General features: G+C 71.4%; 11 protein-coding genes and 2 pseudogenes. 5 read left to right on the forward strand and 8 right to left on the reverse strand.

Annotated features, from left to right (window positions below; all coding sequences use genetic code 11):
* The first annotated feature begins 241 nt into the window (after positions 1-241).
* Positions 242-3,079: a glycoside hydrolase family 3 protein gene (locus BEK98_RS33135; protein ID WP_094220441.1), complete on the forward strand. Its 2,838-nt coding sequence runs from the start codon at positions 242-244 to the stop codon at positions 3,077-3,079.
* Between the two features lie 118 nt (positions 3,080-3,197).
* On the opposite strand, the gene BEK98_RS33140 is transcribed toward BEK98_RS33135, so the two are convergent.
* Together BEK98_RS33140 and BEK98_RS33145 are read right to left on the reverse strand one after the other, a co-directional pair.
* Positions 3,198-3,680 carry a hypothetical protein gene (locus BEK98_RS33140; RefSeq protein ID WP_094220442.1) on the reverse strand — a complete coding sequence of 161 codons (483 nt, stop codon included), beginning with the start codon at positions 3,678-3,680 and terminating at the stop codon, positions 3,198-3,200.
* A 35-nt stretch (positions 3,681-3,715) separates the two neighbouring features.
* Entirely contained in the window at positions 3,716-4,507 is a 792-nt protein-coding gene (locus tag BEK98_RS33145) for an ArsR/SmtB family transcription factor (RefSeq protein ID WP_094220443.1), read from the reverse strand.
* 108 nt (positions 4,508-4,615) lie between these two features.
* Here BEK98_RS33145 and BEK98_RS33150 point away from each other — a divergent pair, with 108 nt between their 5' ends.
* Positions 4,616-5,302 carry a serine/arginine repetitive matrix protein 2 gene (locus BEK98_RS33150; protein ID WP_094220444.1) on the forward strand — a complete coding sequence of 229 codons (687 nt, stop codon included), beginning with the start codon at positions 4,616-4,618 and terminating at the stop codon, positions 5,300-5,302.
* Positions 5,303-5,403: 101 nt separating this feature from the next.
* On the opposite strand, the gene BEK98_RS33155 is transcribed toward BEK98_RS33150, so the two are convergent.
* The 4 genes from BEK98_RS33155 to BEK98_RS33170 all read right to left on the reverse strand — a co-directional run bounded on the left by BEK98_RS33155 (position 5,404) and on the right by BEK98_RS33170 (position 12,531).
* Positions 5,404-6,777, reverse strand: a complete 1,374-nt coding sequence (locus BEK98_RS33155) for a S53 family peptidase (RefSeq protein ID WP_094220445.1) — start codon at positions 6,775-6,777, stop codon at positions 5,404-5,406.
* A gap of 191 nt (positions 6,778-6,968) precedes the next feature.
* Entirely contained in the window at positions 6,969-8,414 is a 1,446-nt protein-coding gene (locus tag BEK98_RS33160) for an aldehyde dehydrogenase family protein (protein ID WP_094220446.1), read from the reverse strand.
* A gap of 240 nt (positions 8,415-8,654) precedes the next feature.
* Positions 8,655-10,232, reverse strand: coding sequence for a PucR family transcriptional regulator (locus BEK98_RS33165; RefSeq protein ID WP_094220447.1), 1,578 nt, complete (start codon positions 10,230-10,232; stop codon positions 8,655-8,657).
* 151 nt (positions 10,233-10,383) lie between these two features.
* Entirely contained in the window at positions 10,384-12,531 is a 2,148-nt protein-coding gene (locus BEK98_RS33170) for a type IV secretory system conjugative DNA transfer family protein (RefSeq protein ID WP_094220448.1), read from the reverse strand.
* 289 nt (positions 12,532-12,820) lie between these two features.
* Here BEK98_RS33170 and gabT point away from each other — a divergent pair, with 289 nt between their 5' ends.
* From gabT to BEK98_RS51370, 3 genes and pseudogenes are all read left to right on the forward strand, one after another.
* A complete protein-coding gene (gene gabT, locus BEK98_RS33175; RefSeq protein WP_094220449.1) occupies positions 12,821-14,155 on the forward strand; it encodes a 4-aminobutyrate--2-oxoglutarate transaminase in 1,335 nt (444 codons plus the stop codon).
* Between the two features lie 122 nt (positions 14,156-14,277).
* Positions 14,278-14,497, forward strand: a pseudogene (locus BEK98_RS50260) (phosphatase PAP2 family protein); the annotation flags it as partial.
* 522 nt (positions 14,498-15,019) lie between these two features.
* A pseudogene (locus tag BEK98_RS51370) lies at positions 15,020-15,169 on the forward strand (phosphatase PAP2 family protein); the annotation flags it as partial.
* A gap of 52 nt (positions 15,170-15,221) precedes the next feature.
* On the opposite strand, the gene BEK98_RS33190 reads toward BEK98_RS51370, so the two are convergent.
* A complete protein-coding gene (locus tag BEK98_RS33190; RefSeq protein ID WP_167444309.1) occupies positions 15,222-17,036 on the reverse strand; it encodes a chitinase in 1,815 nt (604 codons plus the stop codon).
* Between the two features lie 84 nt (positions 17,037-17,120).
* On the reverse strand, positions 17,121-17,573 hold the full coding sequence (locus BEK98_RS33195; protein ID WP_094220451.1) for a hypothetical protein: 453 nt from the start codon (positions 17,571-17,573) through the stop codon (positions 17,121-17,123).
* Positions 17,574-17,660: the final 87 nt, after the last annotated feature.

A 17,660-nucleotide genomic window follows, 5' to 3' on the forward strand; every position in this document is an offset into this window, starting at 1 on the left:
GAAGCGCTTCGATGTTGCTGCGAGGTTAAGTGAACACCTGGGGGCGCACAAGGGTCGATCCCAAGATTCCTCCGATGTGCCACGTCAGCCGCAGATCGTCCGTCCCGCATGCCTTGTAGGTGAGAAGTCCGGGCTGATTCGACACAGTGCCTTGACACCCTGTGGGTGGTCGAATGAGCATCGAAGCGCTTCGAAAGCTTCTCGTCAGCTCCTCGTCGTTCCATCGCAAGGGGAACCGCCCGTGACCGTTCACTCGCCGACCACGCCGCCCTTCCGCGATCCGCATCTGCCGGTCGCGAAGCGCCTCGACGACCTGCTGGCGCGGCTCACCCCGGACGAGAAGGTCTCCTTCCTGCACCAGTTCGCGCCCGCCGTCGAGCGCCTGGGCATCGCCGCGTTCCGTACCGGCCAGGAGGCGCTGCACGGGGTGGCCTGGATGGGCCCGGCGACGGTGTTCCCGCAGGCCGTGGGTCTCGGCGCGACCTGGAACCCGGACCTCGTACGGCGGGTCGGCGAGGCGGTGTCCCGGGAGGTCCGGGCGATGCACGCCCGCGACGAGCGGGTCGGCCTCAACGTCTGGTCCCCGACGGTCAACCTGCTGCGCCACCCCCTGTGGGGCCGCAACGAGGAGGGCTACTCGGAGGACCCGAAGCTGACCTCGGCGATCGCCACCGCGTACACCCACGGCCTGCGCGGCGACCACCCGACGTACTGGCGCACCGCCCCCGTCCTGAAGCACTGGCTGGCCCACAACAACGAGACGGACCGCGCGACGTCGTCGGCCTCCGTCCGCCCGCGGGTGCTGCACGAGTACGACCTGCAGGCCTTCAGGGAGACGGTCGAGGCGGGCGCGGTGGCCGGTGTGATGCCCGCGTACAACCTGGTCAACGGCCGCCCCAACCACGTCTCCCCGTACCTGCGCTCCCAGTTGCGCACCTGGACCGAGGAGGACCTGCTGGTCTGCTCGGACGCGGGCGCGCCCTCCAACCTGGTCGACGCCGAGCACTACTTCGACACCCACGAGGAGGCGACCGCGGCCGCTCTCCTGGCCGGCGTGGACAGCTTCACCGACCACGGCACGGACGCCACCCAGATCACCGCACGGGTCAAGGGCGCCCTCGAACAGGGCCTGTTGACGGAGGCGGACATCGAGACCGCGGTCCGCCGCCAGCTCTCGGTGCGCTTCCGCCTCGGCGAGTTCGACCCGCACTACGACCCGCACCGGGGCACCGGCGAGTTCGACACCCCGGCCCACCGGGCGCTCGCCCAGGAGGCCGCCGAACAGGCCGTGGTCCTCCTGAAGAACGACGACGACCTGCTGCCCCTCGCCCCCGACACCCGCGTCGCCGTGGTCGGCCTGCTCGCCGACGAGTGCAAACTCGACTGGTACAGCGGCAGCCTCCTGCACCGGTCCACACCCCTGGAGGGCCTGTACGAGCGTTTCGGCGCGGAGCGGGTGGAGTTCGCGGAGGGCGTGGACCGCATCCGCCTGCGCACCGCCGCCGGTGCCTTCCTGCACGTGCCGCCCACGGACGCCCCCGACGCGGCGCGCGGCACCGAGGGCGCCCTCGACCCGGCCCTGCTGTCCGGCCGCACCGACCTGCCCCCGCTCACCACGGACGCCACCGGCACCGAGTTCGCGCTGGTCGACTGGGGCGAGGGCGTCCTGACCCTGCGCGCGCCCGACGGCCGCTATCTCTCCGTCGCCGAGGACGGCCACGTCCGTGCCTCCGCGGACCAGCCCGGCGGCTGGGTGGTCCAGGAGACGTTCCGCCTGGAACCCCACCAGAACGGTCACCTCCTCAGGCATCTGGGCACGGGTCGCCCTGTCTCGGTCGCCGCCGACGGCGTGAAGGTTGCCGACGCGGGCGAGATCTTCGAGGTGATCACGGTCGAGCGGGGCGAGGAGGCGGTGGCCCGGGCCGCCGAGCAGGCGGACGTGGTCCTCGTGATCGCGGGCAACGACCCGCACATCAACGGCCGCGAGACGGAGGACCGTACGACCCTGGACCTCCCCGCCCACCAGCAGCGGCTGCTGCGCGCGGCACGCGCCGCGAACCCGCGCACGGCCCTGGTCCTGACATCGGCGTACCCGTACGCGCTGGAGGCGCCGTCCCGTCTGCCGGCCGTCCTGTGGACCGCGCACGGCGGCCAGGCCGCGGGCACGGCCCTGGCCCGGGTGCTGGCCGGAGACATCTCCCCCGCGGGCCGCCTCCCGCAGACCTGGTACGAGTCCGACGCCGACCTGCCGGACCTGCTCGACTACGACGTGATCGGCGGCCGCCAGACCTACCTCTACTTCGAGGGAACCCCGCTCTTCCCCTTCGGCCACGGCCTGTCGTACGCGTCCTTCGGCTACGCCGACCTGTCGGTCCGGGTGCAGGACGGCACGGTCCACGTCGGCTGCACGCTCACCAACACGGGCGACCGCACGGCCGACGAGGTCGCCCAGCTCTACACCCGGGCGGTGGATCCGTCCGTGACCCGGCCGCGCCGCGAGCTGCTCGCCCACCGCCGGGTGACGCTCGCGCCCGGCGAGCGGACGGAACTCCGCTTCGAAGTCCCGCTGTCCGCCTTCGAGTTCTGGGATGTGGCCCAGGGCGGCTGGCGCCTGGAGCAGGGCCCGTACGACCTCCTGCTCGGGGCGTCCAGCGAGGACATCCGCCTGCGTACGACCGTCACCCTCGACGGCCAGGCCCCGGCGCCCCGCTCGGTGGTCCGACGGGGCCTGGAGGCGGCGGACTTCGACGAGCAGTCCGGCATCGCGATCGTGGACCGTACGAAGACGGCGGGCGACGCGGTGACCCCGGTGGACGGCGGCTCGGCCGAACTGGTCTACCGCGCCTGCGACTTCGCCGACGGAGTGATCGAGGTGACGGCTCAACTGGCGGGCGAGGGAGTCCTGGAACTGTCCCTGGACGGCGGCCCGACCCTGGCCGCCCTGCCCCTCCCCACCCTCACCGCGGACGCCTACACCTACACCACCCTGGCCGCCGGAATCGTCACCGAAGGCGTCCACGACGTCCACCTCAGACTGCGCGGCCCACTGCGGCTCGCGCATGTCGGCTTCACCGGTTGAGGGTCCGGAGAAGCCGACACAAGGAAGGGGCCCGGCACCGGAAGGCAGCGGTGCCGGGCCCCTTCGCAGACGCCGGGCCCGCGCCACAGGCAGCCTATATGAAAATGGTTCCCATTAGCTAGGGGTGGTCCAGGAGGGCCTGGAGCTGCTTCGCGTGTCCGGGCAGCTCCACGTCCGCGAGACCCGCGATGAGGCCCCTCAGCGGCACGGTCTGATCGACCAGGAGTGCGCCGTCGGACAGGAGCAGGGTGGGCACCGGAGTGTCGAGTTCGGCCTCGCTCAGCACCGGTCCGGCGAGTGCGCACAGGGCGTCCGCCTGAACGCGGATGCGGTCCCGGAGCCCGGCGTTGCCTCCGGCGAGCGCGATGACACGTTCCAGGGTCCAGGTGTCCTGCGCGAGCCGGTTGTCGTACGTCGCGACCGCGCCCGAAGCGACGGAGGAAACGGCGGTGATGGTCGCGGCGTTGACGAGGGCGACGTGCGCCAGGATCTGGTCGGCGTTCCACTCACCGGCCTGCGGGCTCACGGCACCGGAGTCGGCCACCGCGGCGGCGGCGTCCAGCAGTGCGCGGTAGGCGTCCCGAAGCGGGTTGGTATCCATGCTGTTTTCCTTCTCCCTTCTGCCCTCGCGCCGTTTCAGCCGTGCGTCGCGCGACCCATCTCCCAGGGCGCCTGCGGGAGGATGTCGCCGGTCTCGAGCAGCGACTTGAGGTTCGCCAGCACGGCCGGCCACCCCTGCGAAATCCCCTGGTACATCGCCTCGTTGGCGAGGTTCTCGTGGGTCACGGTGAGGCGGACGATGTCCTGGTACGGCTCGACGAGGAAGGTGACGACCGACGGCTCTCGCGGCGGTTCGGCGTCGGGGGCGTCCTCGAAGGTGATGACCAGGCGCGTCGGAGGCTCGGCCTTGAGCACCTTCCCGACGACGTCGACCTTGCCCGACCCGTCGACGCGCCGGTGCTCCCAGGACGATCCCGGCCGCCAGTCCGAGACGTTGGCGTGCCCCCAGTAGCGCGCCGTCAGGTCCGCGTCCGTCAGGGCTCGCCACACCTGCTCCGCGCCGGCGCGGATGTAGGTGACGTAGACATAGGTCGGTACGGATGTGGGTGCGTCGGTCATGGCGTACTCCTCTGCCTGGTTCTTGATGGCACTGATGGCTTGCAGGCGGGGCTTGTCGAACTCCGAGATCCAGCGCTCCTCGATCTCGTGGATGGGGGCCGGGTTGAGGTAGTGGAGCCGCTCCCGCCCACGCCGTACGACGGTCACGAGGTTGGCCTGCTGGAGAAGGTCGAGATGCTGCGTCGCGGACTGCCGCGTCATGTCGAGGCGCTCGCACAGCTCACGCAGCGTCTGGCCGTTCTGCTCGCGCAGACGGTCGAGCAGGAGTCGTCGGGTGGGATCGGCCAGTGCTTTGAAGACCGGGTCCATCGCTCTCGCTTCGTGGCTCACTCCTCGATTATGCAGGTATCTGCCTGCATATTGTCAACGGCAGCAGCACCGTCACCGCTACGAGCGATTGCCGTACGATGCGGCGTCGTGGCAATACAAACGCCCTGGGGAGGGCCCTACGGCGGCGCTCCGCCGCCGCACATCCCGGCGAAGGACCTGCGGCCTCGGCGCATCTGGTACCTGGTAGCAGCCCTGCTGGGGCTCGTACTCGCCGGCGTCGGCACCGCCTTCATCGTGGTGACGGTGAAGAACACGGTGGACCTGATCGACACCACCCGGAGCTTCTCCAGCGGCGACTCGCAGACGTTCCACTTCGTCGAGGGGGAGACCAAGGCGATCTACGTCTCCCAGGCCGGGCAGGGCCGGGTCCAGTGCCGGATACCGGACCTGCGGCCGGGGTCGCTGACCCAGCCGGACAGCACCTTCCACATCACCATCGGGTCCCGCACCTGGGAGCGCGTCTTCGAGGTGAAGCCCGACAGCAGCGGCGACTACGCGCTCACCTGCACCTCGGAGCTGTCGGCCGAGTTCGCACTGGGAGACGAGCCCCGGGTGGGGGCCACGATCGGCAGCATCGCCGCAGGGACCGTCTGCTTCCTCGCCGCGTTCGTCGCGGCCGCGACCATCACCATCGTCACCGCCGTCCGCCGCAGCCGCCACCGTCAGCGGCTCACCGCCGGCTGGGCGCCTGCGCCGCAGTGGGGCCCTCCACCGCAGTGGGGTCCACCGCCCGCCGGTCCCCCACCGGGGCCTCCGCCCGGCCCGCAGTATTAGTCCGGCGGTAGCCAGGCGGCGGTCGACAGAGACCTGCATGCACATACGAACGGCCCGGGTGTGGAACCCGGGCCGTTCGCATGCGAAGGGGCAGTGCCGCGTCAGCTGTGGTGGCTCGCCGCCGCGAGGGCGTTCACGAAGTGGAGGGCGTCCACCGTGCCCACGCCCGTGGCCATGTCGTAGCCCTTGACGGCCTTGTAGCCGGTGACGCCTTCGTAGCTGTTGTTCGTGCCGTCGTTGACGTCGACGACGCCGGTGTTGCGGTGCTTGGCGAGGTTGTACAGCGCCGCGTTGATGTTGCCCAGCCGGTGGCCCGCCGCCTGGTCGGCGAGGGCGATGATGCCCGAGAAGAGCGGGCTGGCCTCGCTGGTGCCGCCGGTGACGTCCCAGCCGGTGGCGGTCGGGTCGTAGCTGGAGTAGATCCAGGCACCGCCGTTGACCGCGGCGGCCATCGACACGTCCGGGGTGCCGCGGCGGGTGCCGACGATGTTCTTCACGCCGTCCTGGAAGCCCGGGCGGGTGAAGACGTGGGACTGGCCGCCGCCGCCCGCGCCGTAGTCGTTGTAGACACTGTCCGGCTTGACGCGGTCGCCCTTGTCGTTCAGGTGGAGCTGGGTGCCGCCGATGGAGGTGACCAACGGGTCCGAGGACGGCCAGGAGTTGACGCGCTTGTCGTAGTAGTGCTTGCCGTCCGCCTTCATGTCGGTGGCACCACCGTCGCCCGAGGAGGCGAGGACCGTCACGTGCTTCCGGTTCGCGGCCTGGAAGGCGTACCGCAGCTTCTTGATGCTGGAGAAGTCGCCCCGGTTGAACCCCGGGAAGGTGTTCTCGGTGGCACCGAAGCTCTGGGTGATGACGTCGCCGACGCCCTGGTCGATCAGGTGCTTCTCGGCGGACATCATCTCCGGGAGGCCGGTGGTGCCCTCGGTCTCGGAGACCGCCGTCTCCACCAGGACGATCTTGGCACCGGGCGCCACGGCGTGGGCCATCTCGACGTCCAGGGTGGTCTCGCCGGCCCACCCGGTCATGTCGGAGTTCTTGGGGTCGAAGGCGGGGACGTGCCCCCACTTGACCACCTTGACCTTGGTGCTGGGCAGGCCGAACTGCCTGCTGTACACGTCGAGATCGTGCTGGACCGTCGGAGAACCGAACGAGTCCACGATGACGATGGTGCGCCCCTTGCCCGTGATGCCCTTGCGGTACAGCGGGTTGAGGTTGTACGCGGTGCGGTACTGGAGCGGGTTGTAGCAGTTGATGTGCCACTTGGCCTGGCACTGCTCGCTGGAGAGCGGGCTGGCCACGCCATGAACCAGGGTGTGCCCTGCGATGGCCGGAACCGCCTTGGTGTGCGGCACGGCGGCGGGCGCGGCGAGGGTGACGCCGGCCTGCGAGGTGGTCGCCAGCGCGGCGGCGACGAGGGCAGCGGTGGCGGCCGCGGAAGCCGCGACGCCGCGCCCGGTACGGGCTATGTGCATGAAATCCCCTGAGTGGTCCGTGAGTCGGACGAAGTGGTCGACTCGCATCCCATCGAGTGGGTCATGCACAGAACAAGACTATTGAACGGACGATGCCGAATCCTTTACCCGGCTATAGGAACGGCAAAAGGAACGGCCGCAGCCCCCGCACAGTGGGCTGCGGCCGTTCCGTCCGACCTGTCCGTGGCAGGTCAGAGAGCGAGGCCGGTGAGGACCAGCACGCGCTCGTATGTGTAGTCCTCCATCGCGAACTTCACGCCCTCGCGGCCCACACCGGACTGCTTGACGCCGCCGTACGGCATCTGGTCGGCGCGGTAGGACGGGACGTCGCCGATGACCACGCCGCCGACCTCCAGCGCGCGGTGGGCGCGGAAGGCGACCTGGAGGTCGTGGGTGAACACGCCCGCCTGGAGGCCGTACTTGGAGGAGTTGACGGCGGCGAAGGCCTCCGCCTCCCCGTCCACCTTCTGCACGGTGAGGACCGGCCCGAAGACCTCCTCGCAGGCGACGGTGGTGTCCGCCGGTACGTCGGTGAGGACGGTCGGCGCGTAGGAGGCGCCGTCGCGGTCGCCGCCCGTGAGGAGGGTGGCGCCGGCCTCGACGGCCTCCTTCACCCACGACTCGACGCGCTTGGCCGCGTCCTCGCTGACCAGCGGGCCGACGTCGGTCTTGGCGTCGCTCGGGTCACCGGTGACCTGGGCCTCGACGGCGGCGACGACGCGCGGCAGCAGGCGGTCGTAGACGGAGGCGTCGGCGATCACGCGCTGCACGGAGATGCAGGACTGGCCGCCCTGGTAGTTCGAGAAGGTCGCGATGCGGGTCGCGGCCCAGTCGAGGTCGGCGTCGGAGGCGAAGTCACCGAGCACGACCGCGGCACCGTTGCCGCCCAGCTCCAGGGTGCAGTGCTTGCGCGGCACCGAGTCCATGATCGCGTAGCCGACCTTCTCCGAACCGGTGAAGGAGATGACCGGCAGGCGCTCGTCCTGGACCAGGGCGGGCATCTTGTCGTTGGCGACCGGGAGGATCGACCAGGAACCGGCCGGCAGGTCGGTCTCGGCGAGCAGGTCGCCGATGATCAGGCCGGAGAGGGGGGTGGCCGGGGCCGGCTTGAGGATGATGGGCGCGCCGGCGGCGATCGCGGGGGCGACCTTGTGGGCGCACAGGTTCAGCGGGAAGTTGAACGGCGCGATGCCGAGGACGACACCCTTCGGGAAGCGCCGGGTGAGCGCGAGGCGCCCCTGGCCACCGAGGTCGGTGTCGAGGCGCTGGGCCTCGCCGCCGTTGAACCGCCGGGCCTCCTCGGCCGCGAAGCGGAACACGGACACGGCACGGCCGACCTCGCCGCGCGCCCACTTGATCGGCTTGCCGTTCTCGGCGGAGATCAGCTGGGCGATCTCCTCGGTGCGCTCGACCAGACGCTTGCTGACGTGGTCGAGGGCGGCGGCGCGGACGTGCGCCGGGGTGGCGGCGAACTCGTCCCGCACGGCGTACGCGGCGGCCACGGCCTCCTCGACCTGGGCGTCGGTCGGCACGCTGACCTTGCCGACGAGACGGCCGTCCCACGGGGAGGTGACGTCGAAGGTGTCCTCGCCGGTGACCTGGCGGCCGGCGAGCCAGAAGGCGTGGGTGGAAGTCATGTGAGTCCCGGCCCTTCCGCGTAGGGGGTGTGCGTGTGCTTGCGTGTCCCACGGTAGGGCGGGGGTGGGCTGGGGTCGCTTGTCCGTGTCGTACTGGTGGGTGGTGGGGATACTCCGGTTTGGCGTGGTGGGGGGGCTGAGACGGGGTGTTCTTGGGTCTCGGCCACTTCTTGACCTACCGAGTCGGGTGGCGGGTGGGCATAGGCCGGGGGTCCAGGGGGCGGAGCCCCCTGGTTCGCGTCACTCCGGGGACGTTGCCTTCAGAGCGAGCCACAGCTCCATCCGGACATCGGGGTCGTCCAGAGAGCGCCCCAGGATCTCCTCCACCCTCCGCATCCGGTACCGCAACGTATGCCGATGCACCCCGAGATCCGCCGCGGCCGCGTCCCACTGCCCGTGCCGGGACAACCACGCCCGCAGTGAGGCGACCAGATCCCCCCGCCCCGTCGCATCGTGCTCGTGCAGCGCCCGCAGCAACCCGTCGGCGAACGCCTTCACCGCGTCGTCGGCCAGCAACGGCAGCACCGACCCCGCCGCCAGCTGCTCGTGCTCCACCAGCACCCGCCCCCGCCGTCGCGCGACGGACAGCGCCTGCTCGGCCTGCTTGTAGGCCGCAGCGGCGGCGATCGGTCCGGCCGGGGCCGACAGCCCGACGACCAGCTCCTCCTCGTCCCCGGCCGCCTGCTCGGGCACGGCCCGCGCCGCCGCGTACGCGGCGGCCGCGGACACCGCCGCACCACCGTCCGCGGCCAGCACCACCAGCCGCTCCCCCTCGGGCACGACCAGCACGGCCTCCCCGGCGCGGGCGGCAGCCGACTCCACGGCCTCCACGATCCCGCCCAGTCCATCGGCGTCCGCCCGCGCCGCAGAGCCGGTCGCCGACTCGGCGACGATCACCCGGAAGGGGGCGTCCAGGAGCCCGCCGTACAGGTCACCGGCGACGGCCCGGGCATGGTCCGGCTCCCCGGCCAGCAGCATGCGCAGCACGGCCGCGCCGACCCGCTGCTCGGCCGCGTGCAGCGAACGGGACCGTTCGGTGGTGAGCGTGAGCAGGGCGATCGCGGAGTGGACGGCGTACCGCTCGGCGGTGCCGAGGGCGGCGGCCGTACCCACGGCGAGGGCGGCGCGCGGGCGCCGGCCCGTGCCCAGGGAGTGCAGCTCCACGCGGTCCTCGTTGTCGGGTCCGCCGACGACCGAGGAGGCGGGCGCGGGCCGCTCCCGCAGCCGTTCGACCTCCGCGGTGAGCCGGGCGGCCCGGCGGCCGGCCCACTCGGGTGCGGTGGCGACGACGGCGCCCGAGGCGTCGTACAGCGCCGCCCACCCGTCGACCTGCGCGGCGAGCGCGCCGAGCAGCCCCTCGGGGCCGGCGTTCAGGGCCTGCTTGGTCAGCTCCCGCTGGGCGGCGAAGCCCGCGGTGACGGCCCGGTACTGGTCGGCGGCGATCGCGGCGGAGACGGCCTTGCTGATGGCGAGGAAGGGGGTGCGGCGGGGCACCTCCAGCAGCGGCAGCCCCTCCTCCTCGGCGGCGTCGACGAGGGCCTTGGGGATGTCGTCGTAGTTCACGCCGACCGCGAAACCGAGCCCTACGACACCCGCGCCGACCAGCCGCTTCACATAGCGCCGCATCGCCTCCGGATCCTCCGCGTCCAGCTTGAGCGCGGTGATCAGCAGCAGCTCGCCGCCCTCCATGTAGGGCACGGGGTCGGCCAGCTCGCTGACGTGCGCCCAGCGGACGGGCACGTCGAGACGGTCCTCGCCCGCGCGCACGGTCAGCTTGAGCGCGGAGTGGTGGACGAGCGAGGCGAGGGTCGGGGGCATGAGGCCTTCAGGGAGGGGAGAACCGGGACAGCGGGTGGGGAGAACCGTTGATCACTGTGATCACGGTGATCAATTGGCCGCCGCGTATGAACAGCCTATGCCGATTCTGCCTCACCGTACGGTCCCCGGGTGCCCCTCGCCCGGAGCGCCCTCAGCTCCGCAGATCCACCAGCAACGGCGGAGCGTGCTCCCCCTGCACGGTCGTCAGCGACAGCACCGCGTGCCCCGGCGGCACCCCGTGCGCCAGCTCGGAGGCCGACCAGCGCTCGCGTTCCACCTGGCGCACGGTGACGGCCCGAGCGGTGGGCGCCTGGCCGGTGATGACCCGGCGCAGCATGTGCACGGCCTTGCCGGCCGGCGTCTCGGCGATGATCTGCCGGTCGGTGACGTCCCGGGTCTCGGTCCACTCCTTGCCCCACACCTCGGCGAAGTCCTGCCCGTCCCAGGGGGTGAGCCCGGACAGCGCCATCCGGCATCCGGTGGCGCCGAGCAGCGGTCCGCGCAGCGGCCGGGGCACGTCGTCCAGGGTGCGCAGCGTCAGCACGGTGCCCGCGTGGGCGGAGCGCAGCCGCTGGATGCCGCGCACGGACTCCGGCGTGATCACCCCGGAGGCGTCGTCCAGCAGCAGGCAGGCGAACAGCGACCGGTCCTCCCGTACCGTCACGCTGGCCGTGAACTGGGCGAGGACCAGCCGGGCGAGGATCCGGGAGGCGTCGGCGTGCCCGCGCTGGGGCAGGTCGATGCGGACCCGGACCGGGTGGTCGAGGGCCTTGAGGGAGAACGGCCGGGACTGCCCGGAGGTGTCGAAGAAGGCGGCGAAGGCGGGCCGGTCGAGCAGCGCGATCCGGTCGGCGAGCACCGCGCCGACATCGCCCGGGTGGGCCATCTGCCGCTCGCGCGCGTCCAGTTCCCTGAGCAGCGACTCCTGCCCGGTGTCCGTGAGCCCCTTGCGGAGTGCGGCCAGCGGTCCCGGTGTGCCGTCGAGGAGCTGGCGCAGCTCGGGGACGGAGGGGAAGCGGTCGTGGACGGCGCGGAAGGGGCCGAGCAGCTGGGCGAGGACGGTGGTGGAGCGGCGGCTGTCCCCGCCGGGGTGCGGGTCGGCGAGGTCGCCGACGAGGGCCTCGGCGAGTATGGCGGCGGCCTCGTCCGGGTCGGTGGTGCCGCCGTACAGATCGAGGTCGTAGACGGATTCGGGGTGCCCGATCCGTACGACGACGTCGTACGCCTCGGCGGGGCCGAGCCCGGCGCCCGCCGCGCCGACGGTCACGACGGCGGCCCGTCCGGCGAGGGCGTGCAGGCACAGCGACTCGGTGAGCGGCCGGATGACCGCGCCGGTCTTGCCGGAGCCGGCCGGGCCGACGGCGAGCAGCGAGGTGGCGAGCAGCTCGGGGCCGAGAGCGAGTCCGGAGCCGCGGTAGTGGTACGGGTTGCGGGGGTCGTCCGCGGTGGTGCCGAGCCGTACCTGCCCGGTGAGCAGGTCGTGCCGGGCGTGCCGGGCGGGCAGGTCGCGCTCTCCGGAGGGGTGCAGACAGGCGGCCGAGCCGTCCTTCAGTACGGCGCCCGTGAAGGAGGCGAGCGTGTGCGTGCCGGACCGTACGCCCTGCCAGGCCCGGCTGATCCGGGCGTGGTCGACGTCCCGCATGAGTCCGGCCTTCGCCTCGGCGGCCAGCCGCTCGGCCGCCTCATGGGCTCCGGCGCTGCGCAGCTGGGGCCATTCGGCGGGGTCCTGCTCCGGGGCGGGCGCGGGCTCGGCGGCGGGTACGGCCGCCCGCCAGGCGGGGGGACCGTAGCGGCGCCAGACCTCGCCCCAGCGGCCGAGACGGCCGACGACGAGCATGATGATGACGGCGATGAGCGTGTAGTACGAGTACCAGAGGAGGGCGTTGCCGACGCGGTCGTTGCTCTGGCGCCAGGAGTCCGGGGTGAACAGCTCCAGGGGCAGCACCCACCAGCCGCCGAGGTAGCCGTTCCAGAGCAGGGACCACACCAGCCAGCCCACGAGGAAGGCGATCAGTGCACCACTCAGCAGCTGCCGGGCCGGGATCCGCTCGGGCTCCTGCTCGGGCCGGGGCCGGTACCCGAACCGCCACACGCCTGGCGCGGCCTGCGGCCGGGACGCCCGCAGCCAGGCCAGGAAGGCCGAGCCGTCCGGCCTGGGCGGAACCCCAGGTGGCCCGGGGGGCATCGGCGGCAGGGCGGAACCCTCGACCGGCCCCGGCCGGCCCTCGGGGGGCGCCGCCGGGCGCGGCACAGGATTCGCATGCGTACCGCGCGCGTCCCGCGTCCCGTCGCTGTCCATCGCCCTTGCCCCCTGACCAGCCGTTCCGTCCACCATCAGCGAGCCAATCTAACGCCCCGACAAAGGGAGTTCACCGCTTACGCGGCCGTAAGGACGCACCGACCGGGCGCACCCCTCCCCTACTGCTATGTCCACGACGGACAACCAATCTTCCCGACAACGCCCACATGGAGCATGCCCACCCTCCATTTCCGGCCCTAGCCTGCGAAGAAAGAGACAAGCGTCCGAAAAACGCACCGTCCGGAACCGCCCGGGAACACCCGGTACGCAAGATCATCAGGGAGCCCTCATGACCGCACTTCCGCAGGAGCGCCGCGTCGTCACCGCCATCCCCGGTCCGAAGTCGCAGGAGCTGCAGGCCCGCCGCCTCGCCGCGGTCGCGCAGGGCGTGGGCTCGGTGCTGCCCGTCTTCACCACCCGCGTGGACGGCGGCATCATCGAGGACGTCGACGGCAACCGTCTGATCGACTTCGGCTCCGGTATCGCCGTGACCTCGGTCGGCGGCTCCGCCGAGGCCGTCGTACGCCGCGCGAGCGCCCAGCTGGCCGACTTCACCCACACCTGTTTCATGGTCACGCCGTACGAGGGCTACGTGGCCGTCGCCGAGGCGCTGGCCGAGCTCACGCCGGGTGACCACGCCAAGAAGTCCGCGCTGTTCAACTCGGGCGCCGAGGCCGTCGAGAACGCCGTCAAGATCGCCCGTGCGTACACCAAGCGCCAGGCCGTCGTCGTCTTCGACCACGGCTACCACGGCCGCACCAACCTGACGATGGCGCTGACGGCCAAGAACATGCCGTACAAGCACGGCTTCGGTCCGTTCGCCCCCGAGGTCTACCGCGTCCCGGTCGCGTACGGCTACCGCTGGCTGACCGGCCCGGAGAACGCCGGCCCGGAGGCCGCCGCGCAGGCCATCGACCAGATCACCAAGCAGATCGGCGCCGACAACGTGGCCGCGATCATCATCGAGCCGGTGCTCGGTGAGGGTGGCTTCATCGAGCCGGCCAAGGGCTTCCTGCCCGCGATCAGCCAGTTCGCCAAGGACAACGGCATCGTCTTCGTCGCGGACGAGATCCAGTCCGGCTTCTGCCGCACCGGCCAGTGGTTCGCCTGCGAGGACGAGGGCATCGTCCCGGACCTGATCACGACCGCCAAGGGCATCGCCGGCGGTCTGCCGCTGGCCGCCGTCACGGGCCGCGCCGAGATCATGGACGCCGCGCACGCGGGCGGCCTCGGTGGCACCTACGGCGGCAACCCGGTCGCCTGCGCCGGTGCGCTCGGCGCGATCGAGACCATGAAGGAGCTGGACCTCAACACCAAGGCGAAGAACATCGAGGCGATCATGAAGGCGCGCCTCACCGCCATGGCCGAGAAGTTCGACATCATCGGCGACGTCCGTGGCCGTGGCGCCATGATCGCCATCGAGCTGGTCAAGGACCGCGCGACCAAGGAGCCGAACCCGGAGGCGACCGGCGCCCTCGCCAAGGCCTGCCACCAGGAGGGCCTGCTGGTCCTGACCTGTGGCACCTACGGCAACGTGCTGCGCTTCCTGCCCCCGCTGGTGATCGGCGAGGACCTCCTGAACGAGGGTCTCGACATCATCGAGCAGGCCTTCGCGCGCATCTGAGCGACTGGTTCGCACCTCTGAAGGGTGCCTACGGCAGGCCGTGTGAAGAAGGTGTGCGGGGTGGATGGCGTAACGCGATTCCGTCTGCCCAAGCGCCTCGGGCTGCCGTAGGTTCTACCCAGATGAGAGATACACCCCGCCCACAGGGGACTGTGGGCGATCTCAGGCCGGGGCCTCCCCAGCTTCGACCTGGTCGTGCCCTCGCGCACACAACCGGGGCCTGACGGCTCCGGGATCTCCTCACCGATCGGACGGTCGCCGCCCCAAACCCCCCGGGGCGCGCGACGTCCCGATCCGGACGGCCGCCTCGGAACCACCCCCCCTGTTCCGGGGCGGCCGACCTCCTTCTCTTTCTCCCCCTGCCGGGTCCGAGAGCTCTTCCTCCCCCGCCGGGTCCGAGAAGCCCCTTCTTCCCCTGCCGGGTTTGAGAAGCTGGAGCGCGTGTCGACGTCACCGGATCCGCGCCCGAAGTACGGGCTCCTGGCCCTGCCCACACTCCTGGCCATTCCCGCGCTCCTGCTCGCCCTGATCACCTGGCAGGTCGTCACCCACGGCCCGCTCCTGCGCCTCGACGCGCGGATGAGCCGGGACCTCCTCCACCCGGACCGCTTCTCCGCGGGCCTCTCCGATCTCGGCAACGTCCAGGTCGCCGTGCCGGTGCTCGTGCTCGCCCTGGCGTACTCCGCCTGGCGCGGCCGCGCGGCCGGCACGGACCGCTGGTGGCTGCCGCCCGCCGCGGCGGCCGTACTGATGGCGCTGGTCCCGGCGTTCGTCGTACCGCTGAAGGACTGGACCGCACGCTCGGGGACCCCGCTGATGCCGCCGGGGGTCGGCTACTTCCCCTCCGGTCATACCGCGACGGCGATGATCGCGTACGGCGGCGCGACCCTGCTCCTGCTCCCCTGGCTCCGCTCGCCCACCGCCCGCCGGGCCCTCGTCGGCGGCTGTGTGGCTCTGGTGCTCGGCGTCTCCTACGGCCTGGTCCGCCGGGGCTGGCACTGGCCGCTGGACGTGGTGGCCAGCTGGTGCCTGGGCACGGTGCTGCTGACCACCCTGTCCCTGGTGCTCAGCCGAAGTACGCGTCGAAGTTCTTCTGGAACTCCCAGTTCGAGTAGCGGTCCCAGTTCACCGACCATGTCATCAGGCCCCGAAGAGCGGGCCACGTCCCGTGGGTCGGGTACGAGCCGCAGTTCGTCTTCTTCGTCAGGCAGTCCAGGGTCTTGGTGACCTCGGACGGAGCGACGTACCCGTTGCCCGCGTTCGTCGACGCCGGCATGCCGATCGCCACCTGGTCCGGGCGCAGCGGCGGGAAGACGTTGTTCGCGTCGCCCGCGACCGGGAAGCCGGTGAGCAGCATGTCGGTCATGGCGATGTGGAAGTCGGCGCCGCCCATGGAGTGGTACTGGTTGTCGAGACCCATGATCGGGCCCGAGTTGTAGTCCTGGACGTGGAGCAGGGTCAGGTCGTCGCGCAGGGCATGGATGACCGGGAGGTACGCCCCGCAGCGCGGGTCCTGGCCGCCCCACTTGCCGGTGCCGTAGTACTGGTATCCCATCTGGACGAAGAAGGTCTCCGGGGCCATGGTCAGCACGAACTTCGAGCCGTACTTGGCCTTCAGGGTCTTCAGGGCCGAGATGAGATTGACGACCACGGGTGTCGTGGGGTTCTTGAAGTCCGTGTCGTTCGCGTTCAGGGACAGCGAGTGGCCCTCGAAGTCGATGTCCAGGCCGTCGAGGCCGTAGGTGTCGATGATGGTCGAGACCGAGGAGACGAAGGCGTCACGGGCCGCCGTCGTCGTCAGCTGGACCTGGCCGTTCTGGCCGCCGATCGAGATCAGCACCTTCTTGCCGGCCGCCTGTTTCGCCTTGATCGCCGCCTTGAAGTCAGCGTCGCTCTCGACGTTCGGGCACTCGGTGACCGGGCAGCGGTTGAAGCGGATGTCGCCGGAGGTGGCCGAGGTGGGCTCACCGAAGGCGAGGTCGATGACGTCCCAGCTGTCGGGTACGTCGGCGAGGCGGGTGTAGCCGGAGCCGTTGGCGAAGCTCGCGTGGAGGTAGCCGACCAGGGCGTGGGCGGGCAGGTCGGTCGAGCCGCCGCCGGTGCCCGCCGTGGTCGTCGCGGTCACCGCGGCCGACTTGGCGGACTCACCGGCGTCGTTGCTCGCGGTGACCTGGAAGCTGTACGCCGTCGACGGCGCGAGTCCGGCGACGGTGGCCGAAGTGCCGCTCGCCGTCTGGACCTTGACTCCGTCGCGGTAGACCGCGTAACTCGTGGCGCCGGTCACCGCCGACCAGGACAGGGCGACGGAGGAGGAGGTGACCGTGCCGGTTCTGAGGCCGGTCGGCGCGGCGGGTGGCTGTCCGGTGCTCGCGCCCGGGCCGATCAGGGAGATGTCGTCGGCGTAGTAGGCGCCGGTGCCGTACCAGCCGTGCGTGTAGAGGGTGACCTTCGTCGTGGTGGGGCCGGTGGTGAAGGTGGTGGTCAGCTTCTGCCAGTCGGGGGCGGACTGGGTCCAGGTGGAGACGTCGGTGGTGCCGGTGCCGTTCGCGCCGAGGTAGACGTAGGAGCCGCGGACGTAGCCGGACAGCGTGTACTGGGCGTTCGGCTGGACGGTCACCGTCTGCGCGCACTGGGCGTTGTCGCTGCCGGCCGGGGTCGCCTGCAGTGCCGAACTCCCGCTGTGTACAGGCGAGTTGACTGTCGTACCGGCTGTGCAGGTCCAGCCGTCGAGGCCGGATTCAAAGCCGCCGTTCTTGGCGAGGTCCGCGTCGGCCGCACGGGCGGCCGACGAGAGCGCGGTGATCCCGGGCACGGCCAGCAGCGCGGCCGTGAGCAGGGCGAGGGCGGATCTGGGGCGTCTGGCGCGTCGGGCGCGGTCCACAAGGGCCTCCGGTGCAGGGGGAGTTGGAGGGGTGGAGCGCACTCAACTTGGTCCAGACCAATCCTCTTGTCAAGGTGTCCGCTGCTACCCCTCCCCCTCCCTGGCCGGCCCGGCCGCCGCCTCGTGCATCGCCAGCTCCAGCAGCGCCGGGTCGGTCAGCGTGCCGGAGCCGTCCGGCGCCACCAGCCAGCGCACGCCCCGCGCGGCCCGGCCCGGGTGCGGCACGACGATCCAGGTGCCGGGTCCGGCGGTACGGATGCCGGTGCCGAGCCAGCGGGCCGCGGTGCCCGGCGGCACGAAGAAGCCGACCCGGTTGTCGCCGAAGTCGGCCAGCACCGGGCCGGGTTGATCGAGCACCCGGGTGAGCACGTCGAGCGTGGGGTAACCGAGGTCACCCGGCAGAATCAGCACGTCCCAGACCTTGCCGGCGGGGAGCAGCGCGACCCCGAGGGGGTTGCGCTCCCATTCCCAGCGGCAGGCCTCGGGGTCCGGTGCGACGGATGCCAGCCATTCGACCGCCGTCTTCGCCCCAGTCATGAGAAGGCCTCCCTTTCTCTCGTGGACGCGATCGCGTCACGAGGGAGAGGGAGGCCTTCCGGCGGGCATTACGCGGTTTCCGGCTCC

It is taken from the genome of Streptomyces diastatochromogenes, assembly GCF_002242805.1.
GTDB classification, from domain to species: domain Bacteria; phylum Actinomycetota; class Actinomycetes; order Streptomycetales; family Streptomycetaceae; genus Streptomyces; species Streptomyces diastatochromogenes.